Source organism: Fictibacillus sp. BK138 (assembly GCF_004216955.1).
Lineage (GTDB): Bacteria > Bacillota > Bacilli > Bacillales > Fictibacillaceae > Fictibacillus.
Map to the genome: position 1 here is coordinate 206,418 of NZ_SGXL01000001.1, position 23,455 is coordinate 229,872.

Here is a 23,455-nt window from a genome sequence, read left to right on the forward strand (position 1 = left end):
GAGTTTTGCTTACAAATAGGTTTTAAAAACACCTTTGCAGTTGATTGGAGAGGAAGGTGCGAGACTCCTGCGGGACGAGTGGGACAGGTGAGACTTCTAAAGGCGCAGAACGCAAGGAGGCTCACCGCCCGCCCCGCGGAAAGGGAGCACCTGGATCGGAAATCAACTACTTCCATAATTTTTTTTAAATCACTTTAGGAGGAAACCATGCATCCATTAGCCAAGCGCATCCAGCAAAAAGAGGAACGGGCACTTGCAAAAGCCATCACACTTGCCGAGAACAGCGGAGCCGATAAACTAGAGCTCTTAAAGAGCATCTACCCGATGCAAAAAGGCGCGCACTGGATCGGCGTCACTGGTTCACCCGGTGCCGGAAAAAGCTCACTCGTTAACCGCCTTATTTCCTTTCTGCGAAACAAAGGTTTGACGGTAGCGGTTGTTGCAGTGGATCCGACAAGTCCTTTTAGCGGAGGATCCATACTCGGAGACCGTGTACGGATGGCGGACCATTTTACCGATCCGGGTGTGTTCATCCGAAGCATGGGAACCCGAGGAAGCTTAGGCGGACTTTCCCGTTCTACAAAGGAAACAGTAAGGCTCATGGATGCTTATGGTTTTGATGTGATTTTAATAGAAACAGTAGGAGTCGGGCAGTCTGAGCTCGATATTATGAAACTCGCTGACTCTGTCGCAGTTGTTCTGAATCCTGGGAGCGGTGACGTTGTGCAGGTGTTTAAAGCAGGAATCATGGAGATCGCAGACTTGTTTGTGGTCAACAAAGCGGATATGCCAGGCGTTCCAAAGCTCTTGGCAGAGATCGAAGCGATGCTCGATCTTGTCAAACACGACAGCCCTTACCGGCCGCCTGTTGTTCAGACGATTTCTACTGAAAACAAAGGGTTAGAAGAGCTGTGGGATTCACTTCTTGCTCACAAAGCGTATTTAAAAGAGAGCGGTGAGGGAAGCGTTCGAAAGCTTGCCAACCTGAAACGCGAAGTGATGGAAGTTGTTCAGCACGAGATTTTTCAGCAAGTATGGAAAGATGAAAAAGAAAGTGGATTCTCCTGGCTTGCCGATTTAGAGCAAGGCAACACAGACCCTTACACAGCCGCAGAGCAAATCCTGCTGCAGCGAAATCAGCCGGCAGACAAATAGGAGAAAATGAGTGAGAAATGAGGGAGGCCATTTGGGTAAGAAGGAAGTGCCGTCGCTCGTTAAAGATGAAAAACTCATTCAAAGGCGACGCGAAGAGATGGTAAAAGCTGCGGTGTCTTTATTTAAGAAAAATGGCTTTCACCGCACCACGACCCGTGAAATCGCAAAAGCTTCAGGTTTCAGCATCGGCACACTCTACGAATATATCCGGTCTAAAGAAGATATTTTGTACCTTGTCTGCGACAGCATCTATGATGGCGTTAAACTGAGACTGCAGCAGGATATCGATTCGGCAGACAGCGGAATAAAAGGTGTCGAGAAGGCGATCACGGCTTATTTTAAAGTGATGGACGATATGCAGGATGAAGTGCTTGTTATGTACCAGGAAGCTAAGTCATTATCTGATGAAGCATTGCCCTATGTACTGAAAAAAGAGCTTGAGATGACAGCGATCTTTGAAACTCTTTTATCGCAGTCTGTGCGGAAGGGCGAACTTGATCTTAATGAAAAAGAGATCCAGGCGGCTGCCCATAACATTGTGATCATCGGGCAGATGTGGACGTTCAGACGATGGGCGCTTCAAAAGATGTATACCCTTGAAGAATACACAAAATTACAGCTCCAACAGCTGCTTCATGGCATTAAAGGAGCGTAAGAAAGGATGAAAATGATGGCTCAAACTGATATTTACCGGCCGAAAAATCCAGTTCGATTTGTAACCGCTTCCAGTCTTTTTGACGGACATGATGCTTCAATCAACATCATGAGAAGGATCATCCAGTCGAACGGATGTGAAGTGATCCATCTTGGACATAACCGTTCTGTAGATGAAGTGGTGAGTGCCGCTATACAGGAGGACGTTCAAGGGATCGCGATCTCTTCCTATCAAGGCGGACACGTGGAATATTTTAAATACATGATCGACCTGTTAAAAGAACGCGGAGCTGACCATATAAAAGTGTTTGGCGGAGGCGGAGGCGTTATTATCCCGCCTGAGATCAAGGAGCTTCATACTTATGGAGTAACACGCATCTTCTCGCCAGAAGACGGAAGATTGCTAGGTTTGCAGGGTATGATCAATTTTATGGTAGAAGAGTGTGATTTTCCAACGGTTACTTCGCTAACGGATGAGATCGAAAAGGTAAAAGAAAAAGACGTTCGTTCTGTTTCCCGTCTGATTACTTTAGCTGAAAATGCGAACCAAGCACCTGAAGAGATCGCGGCTACAGCAGAACAGACTCTTTCAGCATTAAAAGATCTGCAGAAGCAAGTCCCTGTTTTAGGAATCACAGGTACAGGGGGAGCGGGGAAAAGCTCGCTTACAGATGAACTTGTGCGCCGTTTCTTAAACGAGTGTGAAGATAAAACGATCGCTATTATCTCAATTGACCCAACGAAACAAAAGACGGGCGGAGCACTTTTAGGTGACAGAATCCGCATGAACGCGATCTATCATCCTCGCGTTTATATGAGATCTTTGGCTACGCGTGGTTCTCGCTCTGAGCTTTCCGATGCGATCAAAGACGCGATCGCGGTAACAAAAGCCGCGGGCTATGACTTGATCGTTGTTGAAACGAGCGGTATCGGGCAAGGGGACGCAGGGATCTCTGAGATCTCGGATGCCTCTTTATATGTGATGACAAGCGAATTCGGTGCGCCATCACAGCTTGAAAAAATCGATATGATCGATTACGCAGATATCATCGCGATCAATAAATTCGAACGTAAAGGTTCTGAGGATGCTTTGCGTGATGTGAAGAAGCAATATCAGCGATCTCGTAACTGGTTTGATAAGGACCTAGATGAGATGCCGGTTTACGGAACAATCGCGAGCCAGTTCAACGATGCTGGCACAAACGTATTGTTCTACCATTTAATGAAAGTGATCGAAGGGAAGTCTGGTGTGGATTGGGGCATTCAGCCGGCAGCAGAAGCGATGACAGCGAAAAAGAACGTGATCATTCCAGGCGAGCGTGCTCAATATTTGAACGAGATCGCACAGACTGTCCGTAAATACCATGAAACGGTGAACGAACAGGCAAAGCTTGCGCGTAAGTCGTTCCAGATCAAAGGGACACTTGAAACGGTAAAAGAGTATGACGCAGCGGGTGCTGAAGTTGAAGCAGGCTTAAACAAAGCCCTTGAAAAAGTGGAAGAGCAGATTTTACCGGCAACTTCAAAAATGCTGAAACAGTGGCCAGAGCTTAAAGAAATGTACAGCAAGAAAGAGTTCGTAACGAAGATCCGCGACAAAGAGATCGTGACAGAACTGACGACGAAAAGTTTGTCAGGTCTTGATATCCCAAAAGTGGCTCTTCCGAAGTTTGAGGACTGGGGAGATATCGTAAAGTGGATCATGAAAGAGAACGTTCCTGGATCGTTCCCTTATACAGCTGGCGTTTTTCCTTTTAAACGAAAAGGAGAAGATCCGAAGCGCCAGTTCGCTGGGGAAGGAACACCAGAAAGAACGAACCGCCGATTCCATTACTTGTCTAAAGACGATGATGCAAAACGCTTAAGTACGGCTTTCGACTCTGTAACGTTATATGGTGAAGACCCGGATTACCGTCCTGACATCTACGGAAAAGTCGGGGAGAGCGGAGTAAGCATCTGTACACTCGATGATATGAAAAAACTGTATGACGGTTTTGATTTGATCGCACCTTCTACATCTGTATCGATGACGATTAACGGTCCAGCACCGATCATCCTTGCGATGTTCATGAACACAGCGATTGCTCAGCAAGTAAATGTTTTTGCTGATGAGAATGGGCGTCAGCCGAATGAAGCGGAATACGCTGAAATTAAAGCGAAGACGCTTGCCTCTGTCCGCGGAACGGTTCAAGCTGATATTTTAAAAGAAGATCAAGGACAAAACACATGTATCTTCTCGACTGAATTTGCTCTTCGTATGATGGGTGACATTCAGCAGTACTTTATCGACCATCAAGTGCGCAACTATTATTCGGTTTCGATCTCTGGCTATCATATCGCTGAAGCTGGTGCGAACCCGATCACACAGCTTGCGTTTACACTGGCAAACGGCTTTACGTATGTAGAATATTACTTGAGCCGCGGTATGGATATTAACGCATTCGCACCGAATCTATCGTTCTTCTTCTCGAACGGACTTGATCCGGAATACAGCGTAATCGGCCGTGTGGCGAGAAGAATTTGGGCAACGGTAATGCGTGATAAATATAAAGCGAACGAGCGCAGCCAAAAGCTGAAGTATCATATCCAGACTTCTGGACGTTCACTTCACGCTCAGGAAATCGATTTTAACGATATCCGCACTACGCTTCAGGCGTTGATGGCGCTGTACGATAACTGTAACTCGCTTCACACGAATTCTTATGATGAAGCGATCACAACACCGACAGAAGAATCTGTTCGCCGCGCGATGGCGATCCAGATGATCATCACGAAAGAACTTGGTCTTGCGCGCAATGAGAACTCGCTTCAAGGATCGTTCATCATTGAAGAATTAACAGATCTCGTAGAAGAGATGGTTCTTCAAGAGTTTGAGCGTATGAATACGAGGGGTGGCGTACTTGGTGCGATGGAAACGCAGTATCAGCGCGGAAAGATTCAGGAAGAGTCTATGTATTATGAGATGAAAAAGCATGATGGATCACTTCCTATTATAGGAGTGAACACGTACTTGAATCCGAATCCGCCATCTGAAGAAGAGTTCAACATGCAGCTGGCACGTGCGACTAAGGATGAAAAAGAACAGCAGATCACAAATCTAGCCGCTTTCCAGGAAGCTAGCAAAGATCATGCGGGTGAAGCTTTAGCTCGTTTGAAGACGGTTGCGCTTAATGGCGGAAATATCTTTGAAGAGCTGATGAATACCGTGAAGTTTGCGAGTCTTGGGCAGATCACAAGTGCTCTGTATGAAGTTGGCGGTAAGTATAGAAGAAATATGTAAAAATAACAGAGCAGACCCATGAGACGTATTTCATGTCTTTTGGGTCTCTTTATTTAGGAAGAATGATTTATTCGTAAATTCCTATACTAACGGGTGTAAAGATTAATCTAGAGAGAAGGGGTGCCGTAAGTATGTTTGCGTACTTGATCATTTCAATCATGCTTAGTGTCATACTTATTTTTTCCTCTTTTTTCACACGTAAAGTGTTGCATCCTTACGAGACCGGGATGAATTGGCTCTTCACTTCTTCTCTTTTATTTATTTGTTCTAATATTATCGATCTTAATCAGAAATGGATTGAGGTCAGTCATGCCCAATTACCCTTTTGGATTTTAACTTTAAATCGGTTATTTATTATTCCGGGTTTAACCTTGTGGCTGCTTTTTCTATATTCTTCGAAAAATTTCCGTCCCATTTTTAAAGTGCTTTCTACAAGTTTCTGGTTTGTGCTGATGGTCGAATTACAGTTTTATCATGATTCAATCGGTCTCATACATTTTAGACAATGGACTATTTATTTTTCCATTTTAGAGTGGTTCATTATTTGGTTATTATCTTTTGCCTATTGGACTTTCTTTAGATTATTGCTAAGAAAAGAGGCGGTCTAAAGTGAGGTTCCCTGAAGTTTTTGATAGGAATGAATACTTTATCATTGCGGTTTGTATCTTCTTGATCATTTGGACATTCTGCTTAAAAAGAAAATTTTCGTTATCACAGATTTTTGTTATTTTTACATTGAATTTCTTTTTGGCTGCAAGTCTTGATCATATACTAGCAGGTCCTCCCTATGATTTGTACGATATTATGGACATTCCTGATTTTGAAATATTTGATTTTATTATCTATTTGTTTATCTACCCTCTCTCCGGGTATATGTTTTTGTATTATTTCGATACGTGGAAAAACAAAGGTCTCCCATCCGTTCATTATTTATTGTTGGCATCACTCCTTACAGTAGCTTTAGAGTGGTTTTCCAATCAGTTTCATATTTTTGTTCATAATGAATGGACATATTTTCACTCTTTTATTTCTTATTTTCTTATTTACTGTTTAAACGTTTGTGTTTATTTTTGGTTGAAGCGTGATTATAGAGAGGCATCCATTGACTGAGTTCCTAGAGCTCGGTCTTTTTTAGTTTCACTAAATAATCACTTGTATTTTAGTAAAAGATAAAACGAATAACAGCATGAGGAAATTTACTAGAGAGGGGAGTGCATCATGAACTGGTTTAGGAAAGAAACAAAAAAGGAAGAGCATTCTCTTTTCAAAATTATTCAGCATTTCAAGTAGTCTGGTGATTTTATAGACTTTCATAATCCCCAATCTCCAGTACCTTTTTGGATTTCATACTTCGGTTCACTAATAGACGCAGAGATTATACATCGAGATATCCTGCCTTTCTTAAATAAATTATCCACTAAAAAACTGGATGACATTAAAGCGGCTCTGCCGATTGAGAATGTCATGATCACGAATGACCTTGAGACCATTCAGAAAATGATGCTGACAGGGTCATTGCTCATCCGTTTAAAAGAAGATGACAATCAGGGATTACTCGTTAAAGCAGAGATGAATAAAGCGCGGGAAGTAACGATACCTGAAGAAGAATTCAGTGTTGTTGGTCCAAAAGAATCATTTGTTGAGTCGTTAACAACGAATCTAAATCTAGTTAGAAAAAGGCTTCCGATCCCCCAGCTAGAGATTAAAGAATTTACAGTAGGTACCCTTTCCTGTACAAGGGTGGCTGTTTTATATATATCTGGAATCGCAAATGAAGAAAACATCAACACGGCTCTGCAGAGAGTGGGAGATTTAAAGTACCATCAGATATTGGATAGTTCTTATATTGCTCAAATGATTTCCGATAATGATAATTCTCCGTTTCCGCAGCTGATCGACACAGAACGTCCGGACCGGGTAGCGGGTGTTTTGGCAGAAGGAAGCATCGTCATTTTAGTAGATGGGTCACCGCATGCTCTGATTGGTCCGACTACGTTGGTTAAGTTCTTTTCTGCTTTGGAAGATTATTTTATCAATTGGCAGTTGGCTTCTGTTTTAAGAGTTATCCGTTTATTCGCCGTATCATTTTCTATCTTAGTAACACCGGTATATGTGGCAGTACTGAATTATCATTATGAATTAATACCAAAAGATCTAATGGCAACACTTGTTTCATCAAGGAGTTTAATACCGCTGCCTCCATTTTTAGAGGCGTTAATATTGGAACTTACGATTGAACTCTTACGTGAGGCGGGAGCAAGGCTGCCTACAAAGGTAGGTCAGACAATCGGTATCGTAGGGGGGATCGTTATCGGTACCGCGTCGGTTGAAGCGGGATTAACGAGTAACGTGCTCCTTATCATCGTAGCTTTGGCAGCTTTGGCATCTTTTACAACTCCCGTTTACAAAATGGGTAACGCCATTCGTTTAATTCGTTTTCCTTTTCTGCTGCTTGCGGAACTTTGGGGGCTTATCGGTATAGGCATAGCATTTATCTTTTTAATGGGACATATTTTGCGTTTAACGTCGTTTGGCAGACCGTATTTAGAACCCATCTATCCCCCGCGTTTGGAAGACTTGAAGGACGCTTTTGTCCGTCTTCCTTTCAAGATGCAGGAAAAAAGGCCGATTGAATTACAATCGCCTGACACTGTCATGTTTTCTAAACGAAAAGCGGATGAAAACAAGGATATCGATGAATAAATTTTGACAAGGAGAAGACTATTTATGAAAGTACCTGTTAAAGATCAATACCTGATCAATCCATCATTAGTCTTTTTCATTGTTCATAGCATGCAAATTGGGGTTGGGGTACTTGGATTCCAGCGTTACGTGGCGATTTATACGGAACAAGATTCCTGGATTACCGTTTTGATAGCAGGTGCAACCATTCACATTGTGATTTGGATCATGTACAAAATGCTGAATAAAGAGCAAGGCGATATCATTTCCATTCATGAAAATGTTTTCGGAAAGTGGATAGGTGGTTTGTTATCTTTCCTTTTTATGCTGTATTTAATTGCGCTAGGAATTACGATCCTTCGTACTTTTATAGAGGTCTTGCAAGTGTGGATGTTTCCCCTAATGAAAACGTGGACGTTCTCGCTCGTATATTTAATTGCCATTTATTACATCATCGCAGGAGGTTTCCGTACAGTAGTGGGTGCTTGTTTCCTCGGAGTTGTAATTCCTTTTTATCTGATATTTACTTTTTTGGCACCGCTTGAATTTGCAAATTTCAGGAATCTGCTTCCCGTATTCGATCATTCCATAAAAGAAACCCTTTCTTCTTTTAAAACAATGACCTTGAGTTATTTAGGTTTCGAACTTCTTTTAGTGTACTATCCTTTTATTAAAAAACCTGAAACCTCGCAAAAATGGGCACATTACGGCAATCTTTTTACAGTCATCCTATATCTGTATTTAATGTTAATCACCCTTGTATACTTTACACCTGAACACTTAAAAAGAACGATATGGGCAACTTTAACAATGTGGAAAATCATCAAGTTTCCCTTTGTTGAGCGGTTTGAATATATCGGCATCGCCTCATGGGTCGTCGTTATCTTACCTAACCTTTGTTTAGCATTTTGGGCAGCAAGCCGGACAGCAAAGCGGCTGTTCAATGTGAAGCAAAAAAAGGTGCTCATCGCTATTTTGACGATTACTTTAATTGCTAACACGCTGCTCAGAGACCGGGCATCGATCGACCTGTTAAACAGCCGGGTTTCAAAAATAGGCCTTTATTTTATATATGGGTATATCCCATTCCTGTTTGTCTGTTTTTCTTTCATAAATAAAGTGAGGAAAAAAACATGAAGAAAAAGATAATCTTAACTTTGCTAGTTTGTATTATTGTCTCGTATTTCGGAAGAATTGAGAAAGAGATCATCGATGAGCTGGAAGTGGCTACCGCAGTAGGCTTTGACTCTAAAGGCAAGAACAAGATTGAAGCAACGGCAGTAATGCCTCTGATAAAGCCTGATAAGACGATATCGAACAAGACGGTTTCAACGATAGGCAATCTAAGTAAGGAAGCTTTAAGTAATGTGAACCATAAATCACACAAGCCGGTAGTGAACGGTAAGTTAGAAGTTGCTCTCTATAGTAAAAAAGTGGCGGAAGCAGGGATCCAAGATTATATTGATACGTTTCATCGGGATCCAAGCGTCGGTTCAAGGCTGTTATTAACGGTTGTAGATGGTGAAGTGAAAGAAATGCTTCAAGAAACGTTCGAGGAGTTTGACACAGGCAGTTATATTCAAAAACAGCTGAGCCACAATATGGAGCGTGGTTTGATACCTACTTCAAACCTGCATCTTTTTTTATCTTCTTATTATACAAAAGGAATGGATCCGGTTTTGCCTCTCATAGAACTGAAGGATGATGACATTAATATAAAAGGACTTGCTCTGTTTAAAGGAACGAAGATGGTCGACTCCATCCCTTTTCGAAATATGTTCGTATTTAAATCGCTGTTTGAAAATATAAAAATGGCGGGGTATAAGCTGAAGACAAAGGAAAAGGGGAAGACCGAATACTTTTCGATCCAAGGTATAAGTACAAGAAAAGAGTTTGATGTCACACATATACACAAAGCTCCAGAAGTTACCCTCCATTTAAAGATAAAAGGTTTTATCCGTGAATATACAGGGGAGGGAGTATCCTCAAAAACGGCAGAAAAGGCAGAAAAATTGATGGAAAATAAGGTGAAGAAAGAAGCAGAAATGCTCATCAAAAAGTTTCAAAGAAAGAATATAGATCCGTTAGCATTTGGTGAACAAGCAAGAAGCCGTACGAGGCACTGGGATGAAAAGAGATGGAATCAGCAATACAAAAATATGAAAGTGAATGTAAAAGTTGATGTGATGATTTCGGAGATCGGTGTTGTAGATGGCTTGGAGTTGTAAAGATAATCGTTTGGACCCTGCTGTGTAATTGGCAGGGTCATTATTTCATTTGATTCTTTATCACCATTTGACTTTTTATTTCAGGAGGAAGGTTGGATTTGATGAAACGAAATACACCGATCAAAAGCAAACTTGCCAAAGGGTATGTAGGAATGGAGTATAGCAAGTTCCAATCTCTATAGGTCAATACACCATTTATCAAACACAGCCATTCGTAAAAGACAGATATGCCAGTCCAAACTGCTAAGTATTGAACAAGTTTCCAGCCTCTTAGTTGATAGGTGTCATAAAAATATAAAAAAGTATAGGAGCATATGGGATATACAACAAAGTGATAAAAAACAAGAATAGGTTCATATTTAGATGAGTCCAGGAAATCATACAGATTAAACGGTCTAGCACCCATGATATAATCCAGAGTCTCTATAAAAATGACGGTATATACCCATATCAAAATAGTCACTACTAGTGGAAACCTTCTTGAAAATGGAAGGAACAATACAATGCTTATAAAAGTGGTAAGGATAACGAACCATTCGTTCCAACTGAAGTTAAACATATTTTTTAATTCCTTTATAGAAGTGAGATCTAAAAAAAAACATGAATGGTATAGCAATGAAAAGCAGACATGCGTTTAAAGCGAACGACCACCAAAATTGCCAATGAGCATGATTTAGTAATCCTAACGATTCACTCAAGTATTCAATACCGGTTAACAGACAGGTGAAAAAGAGTAGATAGCCCAATTTTTTATAGGATGAAAAGGTGTGAATGAAAAGACTAAGAAACCAAACCACAAGGATGGGAATAAGCACAGACCGGTTGATAACTTCAGCCCATTCTAAACTTTGAGAACTTGAAATAGTAATCCATTCTAGATCTAAACATAAAAGGGCAGAAAGATTCTGCACGGGAATACCAGCAAAAAAGAAGTAAGCCGTGACCTCAAGAATATGCAATTCTTTCTTGCCAAAAATGAAAAAGAAGATAAATACCATTAAATTTAAAAGGATAAAAATACTTAAGATCATAGATGCAAAACCTCTTGAGCGGAAAGTTCTTACTAGTATCAGTAATTTTTTTGTGAATTATGTTGAAAATAGTAAGGAATCATTTAATAGCAGAACAAAAGGACGAATGGAAAGAAATTGAGGTGACAACAACAAATGAACTTTTTTATTGCAGGAATCATGTTAATCATTGGGTGGAAATGGGGAGACTGGAGGAATTGGGAGAAGTATTACTCAACGATCCTTTTTATGATCATAGGAAATTTTTTATACAATATCCTTACATACAATCATCCCATGTGGCTTTATGAAGAAGCATTGCTTCCAAATCATACAATGATTGAGATGGTTCACTCATTTGTTGTTTTTCCTGTCACTGTTCTTGTTTTTCTGCCGCGTTTTCCTGAAAATAACCTATTTAAAAAAATGGTATATATTTTACGATGGGTAGCTATTTTTATTTCTGTCGAGTGGATCTTAGCAAGATTTGAGCTCTTCTCCTATCATAATGGATGGAGTATCTATTGGTCCGTCTTATTCAATGTAATAATGTTCACTTTGTTAAGGATTCATTTTAAACGTCCGTTGCTTGCTTGGCTTCTTTCCGTTTTCATCGTTCTATTTTTTATGATTTTCTTTAATGTTCCGATTGAAAAAATGAGATAACTCAATAAATTTGAAAAAAGCGAGATTACCACTGGCATATCCGTATAGGATTTGTTTATAATGAAGAGTATGATTCTTCTAGAGATTGAGCACAATGTGTTGATATAAATGAGTGTGGAGAAGGAAAGGAAGTGCCGATGTGGCTATGTTGAACACGTATACGAAAGAACAAGTCGTTGAAATGTCTATGGTCGAAATCGCATTTGAAATTTTGCAGAATGAGAAGCAGCCTGTTCAATTCTACGATTTAGTTAAGCAGATCGCTGAAATTAAAGGGTTGTCTAAAACTGCAGTTGAAAACCGAATTGCGTATTTTTACACAGATATGAATATCGATGGACGCTTCGTTTCATTAGGCGATAATAAATGGGGATTAAAAACATGGTACCCAGTTGAGAGCTCTGAGGAAGAACTAGGTGCTACCAACAAACCAACAAAACGTAAAAAAGCATCTGAGGATGACTATGACTTTGAAGAGGACTTCGATGATGAAGATTTCGATGAGTTAGAAGTAGAAGGTGAGTTCGTTGAAGAAGACGACGATCTTGCAGATGATGACGATGACGATGATGATGACGAAGAATTAGAATTTGACGAAGATGATGAAGACTTCGACGATGAAGATGAAGAAGATGAAGACCTCGATGAAGAGGAAGAGGAAGATCTTTAAGTCTTGAGAACCGGTGCCTGAGAGGGTGCTGGTTTTTTCTTTTTTTCTAAAGAGCAGAAATGTGGATTGAGAGGTAAAACTCGTGGATTAAAGACCGAAACTTTTGGATTCACGTATAAAATTTTTGGATTCACCGCCAAAATTCGTGGATATATGGGCAGAAATTCTGGATTAGCTAGTCTGGTGCAGCAATTTGTTTCATTTTTTCCTGCGAAATGATTCCTTTAAAGCATCTTGACATGAGCTGTGGAGTCCGGTAATATTCTTTTTGGGCTATTCCTGTATCTTTTTATATAAAAGACTAATTATATATGAACTCAAAGCAAAAGTGCCCCCTAACCATAGGGGAAGTGTCTTTTGCTTTTTATTTTTTACACGGATTGGATGGTGCTTGTACAAAAATACGAGCCACTCCCGATAGTAGAAAAACGGTTTAAAGCACATACTTATTTTAGAAAATTTAGGGGGATTGAATCATGGCAAAATATATTTTTGTTACAGGCGGGGTTGTTTCTTCATTAGGAAAAGGGATTACGGCGGCTTCATTAGGCCGATTATTAAAAAATCGCGGAGTGAAAGTTACGACTCAAAAATTCGATCCGTACATTAATGTGGACCCTGGAACGATGAGTCCTTATCAGCATGGTGAAGTTTTCGTAACAGACGATGGCGCTGAAACGGATTTGGACTTAGGTCACTATGAGCGTTTTATTGACATCAACCTAAACAAATACAGCTCTGTTACAACAGGGAAAATTTATTCTACGGTTCTTCGCAAAGAGCGTCGCGGTGAGTATCTAGGTGGAACGGTTCAGGTTATTCCTCACATCACAAACGAGATCAAGGAACGTGTTTTCCGTGCTGGCCGTGAAACGAACGCAGATGTAGTCATTACGGAAATCGGCGGAACAGTAGGGGACATCGAGAGCTTGCCGTTCTTAGAAGCGATTCGCCAGATTAAAAGTGATGTAGGTTCTGAAAACGTCATGTACATCCACTGTACACTTATTCCATACATCCGTGCAGCGGGCGAGCTGAAGACGAAACCGACACAGCACAGTGTAAAAGAGCTTCGCAGTCTTGGTATTCAGCCGAACATTATCGTGGTTCGTACAGAGATGCCAGTTCCTCAAGAGATGAAAGATAAGATCGGATTGTTCTGTGACATCGACCCTAAAGCGGTAATCGAGGCAAGAGACGCTGATACTCTTTACCAGGTGCCGATCGATCTTCAAGAGCAAAAGATGGACGAGCTTGTTTGCAAGCATCTGAAGCTTGAAACACACGAACCAGATATGGCTGAGTGGAAAGAACTGATCAACCGAGTAACGAACCTTAAAGGAAAAGTGAAGATCGCATTAGTTGGAAAATATGTAGCACTTCAAGATGCGTATATTTCAGTTGTTGAGGCGATGCGCCACGCAGGTTACCATTTCGACACAGATATCGACATCGACTGGATCAACTCTGAGATGGTTACAGCTGAAAACGTTAACGACCTTTTAAAAGATGCTGACGGTATTTTAGTACCTGGCGGATTCGGCGACAGAGGGGTAGAAGGAAAGATTTTAGCTACTCAATTTTCGCGTGAGAACAAAGTTCCTTTCTTAGGAATCTGCTTGGGCATGCAGCTTGCGTCTGTTGAATTTGCACGCAACGTTTTAGGACTTGAAGGCGCTCATTCTGCAGAACTTATGCCTGAAACACCGTTCCCAGTAATCGATTTGCTTCCTGAACAAAAGGACATCGAAGATCTAGGCGGAACCCTTCGTCTTGGACTGTACCCTTGTAAAATTAAAGAGGATACGAAAGCGTTCGATGCTTATAATGACGAGGTTGTTTATGAAAGACACCGTCACCGCTACGAGTTCAACAATGAATACCGCGAGCAAATGGAGAAGGCAGGATTCATCTTCTCAGGAACATCTCCTGACGGAAGACTTGTTGAGATCATCGAGCTAGCGGATCACCCTTGGTTTGTTGCGTCTCAGTTCCACCCGGAATTCACATCAAGACCAACAAGACCACAAGCACTATTCCGCGACTTTATCGGTGCGGTTACACAGTTGAAGAACTAAATAGACAGGCGTTTAGCCGGTAGTTTCCCTTTTTGTTGAGGAGGCTGCCGGTTTTTTGTGCGGTTAGGGGGAAAAAATGTACGGTTACCGCTGATTTTTGTACGGTTAAAACAAAAAATTGTTCGGTGATGTTTTTTTTACGGCGAGTTTCTGTTTTTTTATATATAAAAAAGCCTGGCACACAGCCAGGCTTCATCTTATTCATCGTCATATTCTTCTAAAATTTCTTCTGTCGTTAAAAAGAGTGCGTAATAAGCGAATAATGCTGTTAATCCGGACGGAAATCCGATACGGGAGCCATCGTCGAGCGGGACTAGACCGCGAACCGCCTTTGTATCGATCACGATATCTGCGGCAGCGACTGATCCACCTTCACTCTCAGCTTCTTTTCTGCGACCACCCATCAAAATAACATGGCAATCAGCACTTTGTTTTAATTTTTCACAAAAAGCCACTGCTTCTTCGTCATCTATAAATCGAGAAGTCACCACAACACTATCAACTGGCAGCAGTCCGTCGATATTCTCATTCGTAAACTCTGCACCGCGCCGGAATTTATTCTCACCAAAAAGCGCCTCGCTTACGACTGCTCCCATTTCGCCGAATCCCTTAAAATAAACTGTTCCCTCAGACAAAACGGAATGGGCCAGCAGGCGGGATGCCTCCTCGACAGATTGCTCTTCTTTATCGGATATCGCTTTTAATAATCCGGAAACTTGAGTTGAAAATATTTTAAGCATCAAATGTACTCCTTTTGCACGAATATCAATTTATCGCAAAATAGTTCTTTCGTTTAGTATACTGAATTTAACATGACATTTCATGGATGGACAGCAGGAAATTCTTTGGATATATAGAAATAGATACTGATAAGTTGATTTGCAAATGAACTCAGATGAGGTGAGCAATAATGAGCGGGAAAATTTTAATTGTAGACGATCAATATGGCATTCGAATTCTTTTAAATGAAATCTTTCAAAAAGAAGGTTACAAGACGTATCAGGCTGCTAATGGTGTACAAGCTCTGTCTATTGTGGAGAAGGACCGCCCTGATCTTGTTATTTTAGATATGAAAATTCCAGGAATGGATGGCCTGGAGATTCTTCGCCGTGTGAAGAAGCATGACGAAACGATCCAAGTTATTATCATGACTGCTTACGGTGAACTGGACATGATTCATGAAGCCATGAAACTGGGAGCCATTACTCATTTTGCAAAACCGTTCGACATCGATGAGATCCGTGCTGCGGTCAGGAAAGAACTTCCATTAAATACACCTTCCTAAGAAAAATCTTTAAAAGCCTGACGTGTCGCCGATGGTAGCGTTTACACCCCGAAAACGTTGATGTGTTGCGGTTTCCGGGCGATATTGGTATGCTATACTAGAATGGAAATGAGCATTATGAAATGTTTAGCAAGACGCCATGAAAGGTAAACTATAATGGCTTCTTTTTGCTGTTTGTACATTTCAGCAATATACAATACAAAAACGTAGTTGGTCTGCTCGTGCCAATATCCAAAGGAGGACATGTAACATGCCTTTAGTTTCAATGAAGGAAATGCTTGAAAAAGCAAAAGCGGAAAATTATGCAGTTGGTCAATTCAACTTGAACAACCTTGAGTTCACTCAAGCTATACTTAAAGCTGCACAAGAAGAGAATTCACCAGTAATTCTTGGTGTATCTGAAGGTGCTGCTCGTTATATGGGTGGATTTAAGCTAACTGTTGCTATGGTAAAAGCACTTATGGAAGAGTACAGAGTAACTGTTCCTGTAGCGATCCACTTAGACCATGGTTCAAGCTTTGAGAAGTGTGCTGAAGCTATTCATGCAGGTTTCACATCTGTCATGATCGATGGCTCTCATCATCCTTTAGAAGAAAACATTGAGTTAACGAAAAAAGTGGTTGAGCTTGCTCACATCCACGGTGTTTCTGTTGAGGCAGAACTTGGCCGTATCGGTGGACAAGAAGATGATCTAATCGTTGACGATGCTGAAGCTGCATACGCTGTTCCATCTGAATGTGATCAGCTTGTTCGTGAAACAGGAGTTGACTGTTTTGCACCTGCACTTGGTTCTGTTCACGGACCTTACAAAGGTGAGCCTAACCTTGGATTCGACCGCATGAAAGAAGTTATGGAACTAACGGGTGTACCTCTAGTTCTTCACGGTGGTACTGGTATTCCGACAAAAGATATCCAAAAAGCGATCTCTTTAGGAACTGCTAAAATCAACGTAAACACTGAAAACCAAATTGCTTCACATAAAGCTGTTAAAGAATATATCGGAGCTAACCCGGACAAGTACGATCCACGTAAATACTTGACTGCAGCTCGCGATGCGATTCAATCAACAGTAGCAGGAAAAATGCGTGAGTTCGGTTCTTCCAACAAAGCGTAATTTTCTGGTCAAAAAATACTAATATGAACCTTTCTTTGAAACCGCCTATACATCATAGGCGGTTTCATTTACACTATAATAGTGTGTAACTTGGGACATGGTAAATCCGTCAATAAAGTGTACTTATTTAAAAAGAAAAATGTAAGCGCACTACTAACGTGTATGAAGAAGTGTGTGTTATAAAAGAATATAAATGAACGAGAAACCTAAAAAACAGGAGTGATTGTTTTGAAATTCTTTATTGATACAGCAAACATTGACGATATTAAGGAAGCCTATGACCTGGGCATTTTATCTGGAGTAACAACAAACCCGTCTTTAGTAGCGAAAGAAAAAGGCGTTGATTTCCATGAGCGTTTGAAGGAGATCACAAGTCTTGTACCGGGTTCTGTTAGTGCTGAGGTGATCGGAACTTCTTATGAAGAAATGGTAGAAGAAGGCAGCGAATTAGCTAAGATCGCGCCGAACATTACAGTAAAAGTACCAATGACGCTTGATGGACTAAAAGCTGTTAAAACTTTTTCTGATGAAAATATCAAAACGAACGTAACGCTTATTTTTAATGCAAACCAAGCATTATTAGCTGCACGTGCTGGTGCAACCTATGTATCGCCATTCTTAGGCCGTTTAGATGATATCGGTCAAGATGGATTGGAGCTTATCTCACAAGTAGCACAAATTTTTGCGATTCATGAGATCCCGACTGAAATCATTGCAGCATCGATCCGCCATCCTGTTCACGTAACAGAAGCAGCATTGCGCGGAGCTCATATTGCAACGATTCCACCGAACGTTATCAAAGGCCTTGTAAAGCACCCATTAACAGATCAAGGTATTGAAAAGTTCCTAGCTGATTGGGATGCAGCGAACAGAAAGTAATTTGGTTTTCTTTCTTTATAAAAGTTTTTGCTTTCAATGTATTGTGTTCGTTCAACTTTGACAAGTTGATTGAAGTGCAAGGTGCGAGACTCCTGCGGGACGAGTGGGACAGGTGAGACTCCTAACGGCGCAAAGCGGCAGGAGGCTCACCGCCCGCCCCGCGGAAAGCGAGTACCTGGAGCGGAAATCAACCACCTTCAAAAGCAACAAAGCCGAGCACAATTTTAATACATCAAAAGAAAATTTTGGTAAATAATAAAATTAACGAAACTGGTAATATACTCACAATTACGACTGTCTTTGTGACTCTTACTGAAAGGAGTTTACCATGGAAAAACTGATGATTGAAGGGGGCTATCCTCTAGAAGGAACGGTCCAAATAAGCGGAGCAAAAAATAGTGCGGTGGCCTTGATCCCCGCTACGATACTAGCAGAATCTACCGTTACCATTGAAGGTTTGCCTAACATATCAGATGTCCGTATTCTGCGTGATTTGTTAGAGGAAATCGGGGGAGAAGCTTACCTGGACGAAAATCAGTCGCTTACGGTTAACCCTGAAAACATGATTGCGATGCCTCTTCCGAGCGGAAAGGTAAAAAAGCTTCGCGCTTCCTACTACTTGATGGGTGCGATGCTTGGGCGTTTTAAAAAAGCTGTAATCGGTTTGCCTGGCGGATGCAACCTTGGACCGCGTCCGATCGACCAGCACATTAAAGGCTTTGAAGCGCTTGGTGCAAAAGTGACGAACGAGCAAGGTGCGATCTACCTTCGCGCAGACGAGCTTGTTGGAGCACGTATCTACCTGGATGTTGTAAGTGTTGGAGCAACGATCAATATCATGCTTGCAGCAGTAAGAGCAAAAGGGCAGACGATTATTGAGAATGCAGCGAAAGAACCTGAAATCATCGATGTAGCTACTCTCTTAACAAGCATGGGAGCGAAGATCAAAGGGGCAGGTACGGACGTAATTCGTATCGATGGTGTCGAAAAAATGCATGGATGCCGTCATTCTATTATTCCTGACCGTATTGAAGCCGGAACGTACATGATCTTAGCTGCTTCAATGGGCCAGCAGGTTTTATTGGATAATGTCATTCCTCTGCATTTAGAATCATTGATTGCCAAGCTAAGAGAAATGGGTGTCTTCATCGAAACGAAAGACGATCAGGTTTTAGTTTACCGCGGGAAAGACCCATTGAAGAGTGTTGATATCAAAACGCTCGTATATCCAGGGTTCCCGACAGATCTTCAGCAGCCGTTCACTTCGCTTTTAACAAGCTCAGAAGGAACGAGCATTGTAACGGATACGATCTACAGTGCACGCTTTAAACATATAGATGAACTTCGCCGCATGGGAGCGAATGTGAAAGTTGAAGGCCGTTCTGCTATAATAAATGGGCCAGCAAAGCTTGAAGGGGCAAAAGTTAAAGCTTCTGACCTTCGTGCAGGTGCAGCGCTTGTTGTAGCAGGTCTAATGGCTGAAGGTGTAACGGAAATCTCGGGCCTTGAGCATATTGACCGTGGCTATGAATCTTTAGTTGAAAAGTTAAAAGGACTTGGAGCTAAAGTGTGGCGTGAAAATATGGATGTAGAAGAAATGGAAGAAATGAAGAACTCATAAGTGTAAAAAGAGAAATCACCCCAACCGGTGATTTTTCTTAAGGATAAATATGTAAGCGTTTTAAGTATGGGGAGGGAACCACATTATGGAGAGAAGTTTATCAATGGAGCTTGTTCGTGTAACAGAAGCGGCAGCTCTTGCATCAGCACGCTGGATGGGACGAGGCAAGAAAGACGAGGCAGATGAAGCAGCAACAACTGCCATGAGAAACGTTTTTGACACGGTTCCTATGAAAGGTACCGTTGTTATCGGTGAAGGAGAAATGGACGAAGCTCCTATGCTTTATATCGGTGAAAAGCTTGGGACAGGCTATGGTCCTCGCGTAGATGTTGCGGTTGACCCGCTTGAGGGAACGAACATCGTGGCATCTGGGACGTGGAACGCACTTGCAGTTCTGGCGATCGCTGACCATGGAAACCTGCTTCACGCACCTGACATGTATATGGACAAGATTGCAGTAGGACGTGAGAGCGTAGGGAAAGTCGACATCAACGCTCCAGTTATCGATAATTTAAAAGCAGTAGCAGAAGCGAAAAATAAAAATATTGAAGACCTAGTTGCGGTAATTTTAGACCGTCCTCGTCATCAGCAGATCATCCAGGATATCCGTGAAGCGGGTGCGAGAATTAAACTGATCTCTGACGGTGATGTTGCCGCTGCGATCAATACAGCATTCGATGATACAGGTGTGGATATTTTATTCGGATCAGGCGGAGCACCTGAAGGCGTTATCGCAGCTGTTGCCTTAAAGTGTCTTGGCGGAGAGCTTCAAGGAAAACTTCTTCCTCAAAACGACGAAGAATTAGAACGCTGTAAACGCATGGGAATCGAAGACGTAAACCGCGTATTGTACATGGACGACCTCGTAAAAGGGGACGATGCGATCTTTGCAGCTACAGGTGTTACAGATGGTGAGCTGTTAAAAGGCGTTCGCTTCGACGGATCTACGGGAACGACGCAATCTGTCGTTATGCGTGCAAAATCAGGCACAGTCCGTTTCATCGACGGCCGACACAGCCTAAAGAAAAAACCAGACCTTGTAATCAAACCATAATGGGATAAGAAGGCCGGACATTGCGTCCGGTCTTTCCGTTAGGTTCTTCCCAAAAGATTGAACTTGGTTTTGTATTGTCGTCATAGAGCAAGTTAATTGGAGTGCAAGATGCGAGACTCCTGAGGGACGAGCGGGACAGGTGAGACCCCTAAGGCACAGAGTGGCAGGGGGCTCACCGCACGCCCCTCGGAAAGCGAGCATCTGGAACGGAAATTAACCACATTCAAAGGTACAAGGGTTGAGCATAAAGTAAAGTTGCAAAAACCAGGATTGTAATGTAAATTCACGTTATGGCAGTGGCCGGCAAGTTGTCCTGACTTGATTAAAGAGCATTTTTGTGGTTAAAATAAGAAGTATGATTCATTTAGAATAAAAATTTCTTCAACCCACTAAACCCTTAACTTTCAAGGAACTCCTTCCAATAACCAAAACCAAACCAACATATATAAATCCCAAAATTTTAGTAAAAAAAGTAAATAGTAAAATAAGAAAAGCGTGGTGTCACTATGGGGATTGATTTAGCTACATTAGAAACAAAAAAATTAAGAGAGCTTTATGAGCTTGCAAAACAATTTAATATTCAATATTACGGAAAACTGACAAAGCGGGAATTGATGTTTTCTATTTTAAAAGCACAAGCAGAACTTGATGGTTATTCATTCATGGAAGGTGTATTGGAGATCATCCCGAACGAAGGATTCGGCTTCTTACGTCCGATCAACTATTCTCCGAGCTCACAGGATATCTACATATCTGCGTCTCAGATTCGCAGATTTGATCTCAGAAACGGAGATAAAGTATCAGGTAAGGTTCGTCCTCCAAAGGAAAACGAGCGTTATTACGGACTTTTACAAGTTAATGCGGTTAACGGAGAGGATCCTGAGACGGCTAAGGAAAGAGTGCATTTTCCTGCATTAACAGCCCTCTATCCTGAAAAGAAAATGGTTATGGAGGCAACGAGCAACAACATTTCAACGCGTATCATTGATATGATGGCGCCTGTTGGTTTTGGTCAGCGTGGATTGATCGTCGCTCCTCCTAAAGCGGGTAAGACAAGCTTGCTGAAAGAGATCGCGCACAGCGTGACGACTAATAATCCTCAAGCCGAATTGATCGTATTGCTTATCGATGAGCGTCCTGAGGAAGTAACCGATATCGAGCGTTCTGTAAAAGGTGACGTTGTAAGTTCAACGTTTGACGAAGTGCCTGAAAACCACATTAAAGTAGCAGAGCTTGTTTTAGAACGTGCGATGAGACTGGTGGAGCACAAAAAAGACGTTGTTATTCTTCTTGATAGCATTACACGTCTGGCGCGTGCGTACAACTTGGTTATTCCGCCAAGCGGCCGTACCCTATCAGGTGGTATTGATCCTGCTGCTTTCCATCGTCCGAAGAGATTCTTTGGTGCTGCCCGTAACATCGAAGAAGGCGGCAGCTTAACGATTTTAGCAACAGCACTTGTTGATACAGGTTCACGTATGGATGACGTGATTTACGAGGAGTTCAAAGGAACAGGAAACATGGAGCTTCACTTAGACCGCAAGCTGGCTGAGCGCCGTATTTTCCCTGCGATCGACATTCGCCGTTCCGGTACGAGAAAAGAAGAGATGCTTATCGCAAAAGATCATCTTGAAGCCTTATGGTCAATCCGTAAGACGATGGATGACTCGTTCGATTTTGTAGATAAATTCATGAAACGCATGCGAAAAACGGAAAACAACGAAGAGTTTTTCGAGCTTTTTGAATCGGAGAAAAAAGGCGCTCCAAAGCGCGTTAAAACCGTAACAAACTAACGAAAAAGTATGGTTGCAAATGGGATTTGTCCCTGTTATACTGTTTTTATGTGTTTATTTAACTCTGCTTCCGCATAGGAAACAGGGCAGAAGGAGTGAAATTGACATGAAACAAGGAATTCATCCGAATTATAAGAAGGTTATCTTTGTTGACGCTCAAAGCGGATTTAGCTTCCTTTCTGGTTCTACGTTGCATTCAAACGAGACGATGAAATGGGAAGACGGTAACGAATATCCAGTAATCAAAGTGGATGTAAGTTCTGACACTCACCCGTTCTACACTGGACGTCAGAAGTTCTCTGATGTTGGTGGACGTGTTGACCGCTTCAAGAAGAAATACAACCTTAAGTAATTTGTTGCAAGTAAAAGGGCAGGAGTCTTTCTTGCCCTTTTTTTCTTTATAGAGAAATGATTGGAAACTCGGTAACTGTCCGTTGATGGGCCGGGTTTTTTATACGCTTAGAAACTTTATTTTAAGCTTTAAAAGGAGTTAGCAGCTCCTGAAAAGAACGTTTTATTTGTAAGAATGAAATCCGTACATACTAAGGGGAAGATTGTTGCGAAAGGGGGAGCGAGCCATGTATGTGATGAAACAAAATGGCTGGATCGAATTAATTTGCGGAAGCATGTTCTCTGGGAAATCAGAAGAATTGATCCGCCGTGTAAGAAGAGCAACATATGCCAAGCAAAAAGTACAGGTGTTCAAGCCGCTAATTGATAACCGCTACAGCGAGGAATCGGTTGTTTCTCATAACGGAACGGCAGTTATGGCTGAGCCTGTAGGACGATCTGTTGAAATTTTAAAAAATGTACTGCCTGAAACAGAAGTGGTTGCGATAGACGAAGTGCAATTCTTCGATGAAGATATTATTCCAGTCGCTCAAGAGCTTGCCGATCAAGGACTGCGCGTGATCGTAGCAGGTCTTGACCAAGATTTTAAAGGTGAGCCGTTCGGACCTGTTCCAAGAATGATGGCACTAGCTGAGCACGTGACGAAGCTTCAAGCGATCTGCATGTCTTGCGGTTCTCCTGCAAGCCGTACACAGCGTTTGATCAACGGCAAACCAGCTTCTTATGACGATCCTGTTATTTTAGTGGGCGCATCTGAATCATACGAGCCCCGCTGCCGTCATTGTCATGAAGTACCAGGGAAAAAAAGAAACCTTCTTTCAAGCGTAGAGGGCTTGGAAGGACGTTCTAACTAAATTAGTATGTTGAGTCCGGGAGTTGTTTGCTCCCGGGCTTTTTTGATTGGGGAGGGAGATGGAGGTGTCGAACGCTGTCGT

General features: G+C 41.9%; 22 protein-coding genes. 18 read left to right on the plus strand and 4 right to left on the minus strand.

All coding sequences use genetic code 11. The annotated features are described in order from the left end of the window. Window positions 1-207: 207 nt before the first annotated feature. The 7 genes from meaB to EV282_RS01085 all read left to right on the plus strand — a co-directional run bounded on the left by meaB (window position 208) and on the right by EV282_RS01085 (window position 9,999). Window positions 208-1,155, plus strand: coding sequence for a methylmalonyl Co-A mutase-associated GTPase MeaB (gene meaB / locus EV282_RS01055; RefSeq protein WP_130293027.1), 948 nt, complete (start codon window positions 208-210; stop codon window positions 1,153-1,155). A gap of 31 nt (window positions 1,156-1,186) precedes the next feature. After that, window positions 1,187-1,810 carry a TetR/AcrR family transcriptional regulator gene (locus EV282_RS01060; protein ID WP_130296862.1) on the plus strand — a complete coding sequence of 208 codons (624 nt, stop codon included), beginning with the start codon at window positions 1,187-1,189 and terminating at the stop codon, window positions 1,808-1,810. A 15-nt stretch (window positions 1,811-1,825) separates the two neighbouring features. Then, complete coding sequence (gene icmF / locus EV282_RS01065; protein WP_130293029.1) at window positions 1,826-5,089, plus strand: fused isobutyryl-CoA mutase/GTPase IcmF; 3,264 nt, start codon at window positions 1,826-1,828, stop codon at window positions 5,087-5,089. A 609-nt stretch (window positions 5,090-5,698) separates the two neighbouring features. Continuing rightward, window positions 5,699-6,199, plus strand: coding sequence for a CBO0543 family protein (locus EV282_RS01070; RefSeq protein ID WP_130293031.1), 501 nt, complete (start codon window positions 5,699-5,701; stop codon window positions 6,197-6,199). Window positions 6,200-6,391: 192 nt separating this feature from the next. After that, on the plus strand, window positions 6,392-7,792 hold the full coding sequence (locus EV282_RS01075; RefSeq protein WP_130293033.1) for a spore germination protein: 1,401 nt from the start codon (window positions 6,392-6,394) through the stop codon (window positions 7,790-7,792). Between the two features lie 24 nt (window positions 7,793-7,816). Beyond that, window positions 7,817-8,908 carry a GerAB/ArcD/ProY family transporter gene (locus EV282_RS01080; RefSeq protein ID WP_130293035.1) on the plus strand — a complete coding sequence of 364 codons (1,092 nt, stop codon included), beginning with the start codon at window positions 7,817-7,819 and terminating at the stop codon, window positions 8,906-8,908. Continuing rightward, window positions 8,905-9,999, plus strand: a complete 1,095-nt coding sequence (locus tag EV282_RS01085) for a Ger(x)C family spore germination protein (protein ID WP_130293036.1) — start codon at window positions 8,905-8,907, stop codon at window positions 9,997-9,999. The genes EV282_RS01080 and EV282_RS01085 overlap by 4 nt, the downstream gene beginning before the upstream one ends. A gap of 40 nt (window positions 10,000-10,039) precedes the next feature. On the opposite strand, the gene EV282_RS01090 is transcribed toward EV282_RS01085, so the two are convergent. Beyond that, window positions 10,040-10,558 carry a hypothetical protein gene (locus tag EV282_RS01090; protein WP_130293038.1) on the minus strand — a complete coding sequence of 173 codons (519 nt, stop codon included), beginning with the start codon at window positions 10,556-10,558 and terminating at the stop codon, window positions 10,040-10,042. Beyond that, window positions 10,551-11,030, minus strand: coding sequence for a hypothetical protein (locus EV282_RS01095; protein WP_130293039.1), 480 nt, complete (start codon window positions 11,028-11,030; stop codon window positions 10,551-10,553). The genes EV282_RS01090 and EV282_RS01095 overlap by 8 nt, the downstream gene beginning before the upstream one ends. A gap of 135 nt (window positions 11,031-11,165) precedes the next feature. Between EV282_RS01095 and EV282_RS01100 the strand changes: the two genes are divergently transcribed. From EV282_RS01100 to EV282_RS01110, 3 genes are all read left to right on the plus strand, one after another. Beyond that, on the plus strand, window positions 11,166-11,675 hold the full coding sequence (locus EV282_RS01100; RefSeq protein ID WP_130293041.1) for a CBO0543 family protein: 510 nt from the start codon (window positions 11,166-11,168) through the stop codon (window positions 11,673-11,675). Between the two features lie 145 nt (window positions 11,676-11,820). Beyond that, window positions 11,821-12,345 carry a DNA-directed RNA polymerase subunit delta gene (rpoE, locus tag EV282_RS01105; protein WP_130296863.1) on the plus strand — a complete coding sequence of 175 codons (525 nt, stop codon included), beginning with the start codon at window positions 11,821-11,823 and terminating at the stop codon, window positions 12,343-12,345. A 476-nt stretch (window positions 12,346-12,821) separates the two neighbouring features. Further along, entirely contained in the window at window positions 12,822-14,423 is a 1,602-nt protein-coding gene (locus EV282_RS01110; protein ID WP_130293042.1) for a CTP synthase, read from the plus strand. Here the strand turns inward: EV282_RS01110 and EV282_RS01115 are convergent. Next, entirely contained in the window at window positions 14,404-14,628 is a 225-nt protein-coding gene (locus EV282_RS01115) for a hypothetical protein (protein WP_130293044.1), read from the minus strand. The two genes, EV282_RS01110 and EV282_RS01115, sit on opposite strands and share 20 nt — an antisense overlap. Next, window positions 14,621-15,163, minus strand: coding sequence for a DUF2529 family protein (locus EV282_RS01120; protein ID WP_130293045.1), 543 nt, complete (start codon window positions 15,161-15,163; stop codon window positions 14,621-14,623). The genes EV282_RS01115 and EV282_RS01120 overlap by 8 nt, the downstream gene beginning before the upstream one ends. 167 nt (window positions 15,164-15,330) lie before the next feature. On the opposite strand from EV282_RS01120, the gene EV282_RS01125 reads away from it, so the two are divergent. The 8 genes from EV282_RS01125 to EV282_RS01160 all read left to right on the plus strand — a co-directional run bounded on the left by EV282_RS01125 (window position 15,331) and on the right by EV282_RS01160 (window position 23,374). Next, window positions 15,331-15,708: a response regulator gene (locus tag EV282_RS01125; RefSeq protein WP_171978822.1), complete on the plus strand. Its 378-nt coding sequence runs from the start codon at window positions 15,331-15,333 to the stop codon at window positions 15,706-15,708. 250 nt (window positions 15,709-15,958) lie between these two features. Next, window positions 15,959-16,822, plus strand: coding sequence for a class II fructose-1,6-bisphosphate aldolase (gene fba / locus EV282_RS01130; protein WP_130293047.1), 864 nt, complete (start codon window positions 15,959-15,961; stop codon window positions 16,820-16,822). Between the two features lie 228 nt (window positions 16,823-17,050). Continuing rightward, on the plus strand, window positions 17,051-17,701 hold the full coding sequence (gene fsa / locus EV282_RS01135; RefSeq protein WP_130293048.1) for a fructose-6-phosphate aldolase: 651 nt from the start codon (window positions 17,051-17,053) through the stop codon (window positions 17,699-17,701). A 328-nt stretch (window positions 17,702-18,029) separates the two neighbouring features. Then, the gene (locus tag EV282_RS01140; protein ID WP_077360661.1) at window positions 18,030-19,322 is read left to right on the plus strand and encodes a UDP-N-acetylglucosamine 1-carboxyvinyltransferase; all 1,293 of its coding nucleotides are present in this window, start codon (window positions 18,030-18,032) and stop codon (window positions 19,320-19,322) included. An 85-nt stretch (window positions 19,323-19,407) separates the two neighbouring features. Then, window positions 19,408-20,376: a class II fructose-bisphosphatase gene (gene glpX, locus EV282_RS01145; RefSeq protein ID WP_066293980.1), complete on the plus strand. Its 969-nt coding sequence runs from the start codon at window positions 19,408-19,410 to the stop codon at window positions 20,374-20,376. Between the two features lie 506 nt (window positions 20,377-20,882). Beyond that, window positions 20,883-22,169 (plus strand): transcription termination factor Rho, encoded by a 1,287-nt coding sequence (gene rho / locus EV282_RS01150; RefSeq protein WP_130293050.1) that lies wholly within the window; start codon window positions 20,883-20,885, stop codon window positions 22,167-22,169. Between the two features lie 106 nt (window positions 22,170-22,275). Then, window positions 22,276-22,521: a type B 50S ribosomal protein L31 gene (locus EV282_RS01155; protein ID WP_066293975.1), complete on the plus strand. Its 246-nt coding sequence runs from the start codon at window positions 22,276-22,278 to the stop codon at window positions 22,519-22,521. Window positions 22,522-22,747: 226 nt separating this feature from the next. Then, window positions 22,748-23,374, plus strand: coding sequence for a thymidine kinase (locus EV282_RS01160; protein ID WP_130293051.1), 627 nt, complete (start codon window positions 22,748-22,750; stop codon window positions 23,372-23,374). Window positions 23,375-23,455: the final 81 nt, after the last annotated feature.

Excerpts from the sequence above, each read along its gene's own strand:
- rpoE (WP_130296863.1), top strand. The coding sequence starts at position 11,821 with ATGTTGAACACGTATACGAAAGAACAAGTCGTTGAAATGTCTATGGTC.
- meaB (WP_130293027.1), top strand. The coding sequence starts at position 208 with ATGCATCCATTAGCCAAGCGCATCCAGCAAAAAGAGGAACGGGCACTT.
- icmF (WP_130293029.1), top strand. The coding sequence starts at position 1,826 with ATGGCTCAAACTGATATTTACCGGCCGAAAAATCCAGTTCGATTTGTA.
- EV282_RS01160 (WP_130293051.1), top strand. The coding sequence starts at position 22,748 with ATGTATGTGATGAAACAAAATGGCTGGATCGAATTAATTTGCGGAAGC.
- EV282_RS01100 (WP_130293041.1), top strand. The coding sequence starts at position 11,166 with ATGAACTTTTTTATTGCAGGAATCATGTTAATCATTGGGTGGAAATGG.
- EV282_RS01140 (WP_077360661.1), top strand. The coding sequence starts at position 18,030 with ATGGAAAAACTGATGATTGAAGGGGGCTATCCTCTAGAAGGAACGGTC.
- rho (WP_130293050.1), top strand. The coding sequence starts at position 20,883 with ATGGGGATTGATTTAGCTACATTAGAAACAAAAAAATTAAGAGAGCTT.
- EV282_RS01110 (WP_130293042.1), top strand. The coding sequence starts at position 12,822 with ATGGCAAAATATATTTTTGTTACAGGCGGGGTTGTTTCTTCATTAGGA.
- EV282_RS01120 (WP_130293045.1), bottom strand. The coding sequence starts at position 15,163 with ATGCTTAAAATATTTTCAACTCAAGTTTCCGGATTATTAAAAGCGATA.
- EV282_RS01115 (WP_130293044.1), bottom strand. The coding sequence starts at position 14,628 with ATGAATAAGATGAAGCCTGGCTGTGTGCCAGGCTTTTTTATATATAAA.
- fba (WP_130293047.1), top strand. The coding sequence starts at position 15,959 with ATGCCTTTAGTTTCAATGAAGGAAATGCTTGAAAAAGCAAAAGCGGAA.
- EV282_RS01155 (WP_066293975.1), top strand. The coding sequence starts at position 22,276 with ATGAAACAAGGAATTCATCCGAATTATAAGAAGGTTATCTTTGTTGAC.
- EV282_RS01090 (WP_130293038.1), bottom strand. The coding sequence starts at position 10,558 with ATGTTTAACTTCAGTTGGAACGAATGGTTCGTTATCCTTACCACTTTT.
- EV282_RS01095 (WP_130293039.1), bottom strand. The coding sequence starts at position 11,030 with ATGATCTTAAGTATTTTTATCCTTTTAAATTTAATGGTATTTATCTTC.
- EV282_RS01085 (WP_130293036.1), top strand. The coding sequence starts at position 8,905 with ATGAAGAAAAAGATAATCTTAACTTTGCTAGTTTGTATTATTGTCTCG.
- glpX (WP_066293980.1), top strand. The coding sequence starts at position 19,408 with ATGGAGAGAAGTTTATCAATGGAGCTTGTTCGTGTAACAGAAGCGGCA.
- EV282_RS01080 (WP_130293035.1), top strand. The coding sequence starts at position 7,817 with ATGAAAGTACCTGTTAAAGATCAATACCTGATCAATCCATCATTAGTC.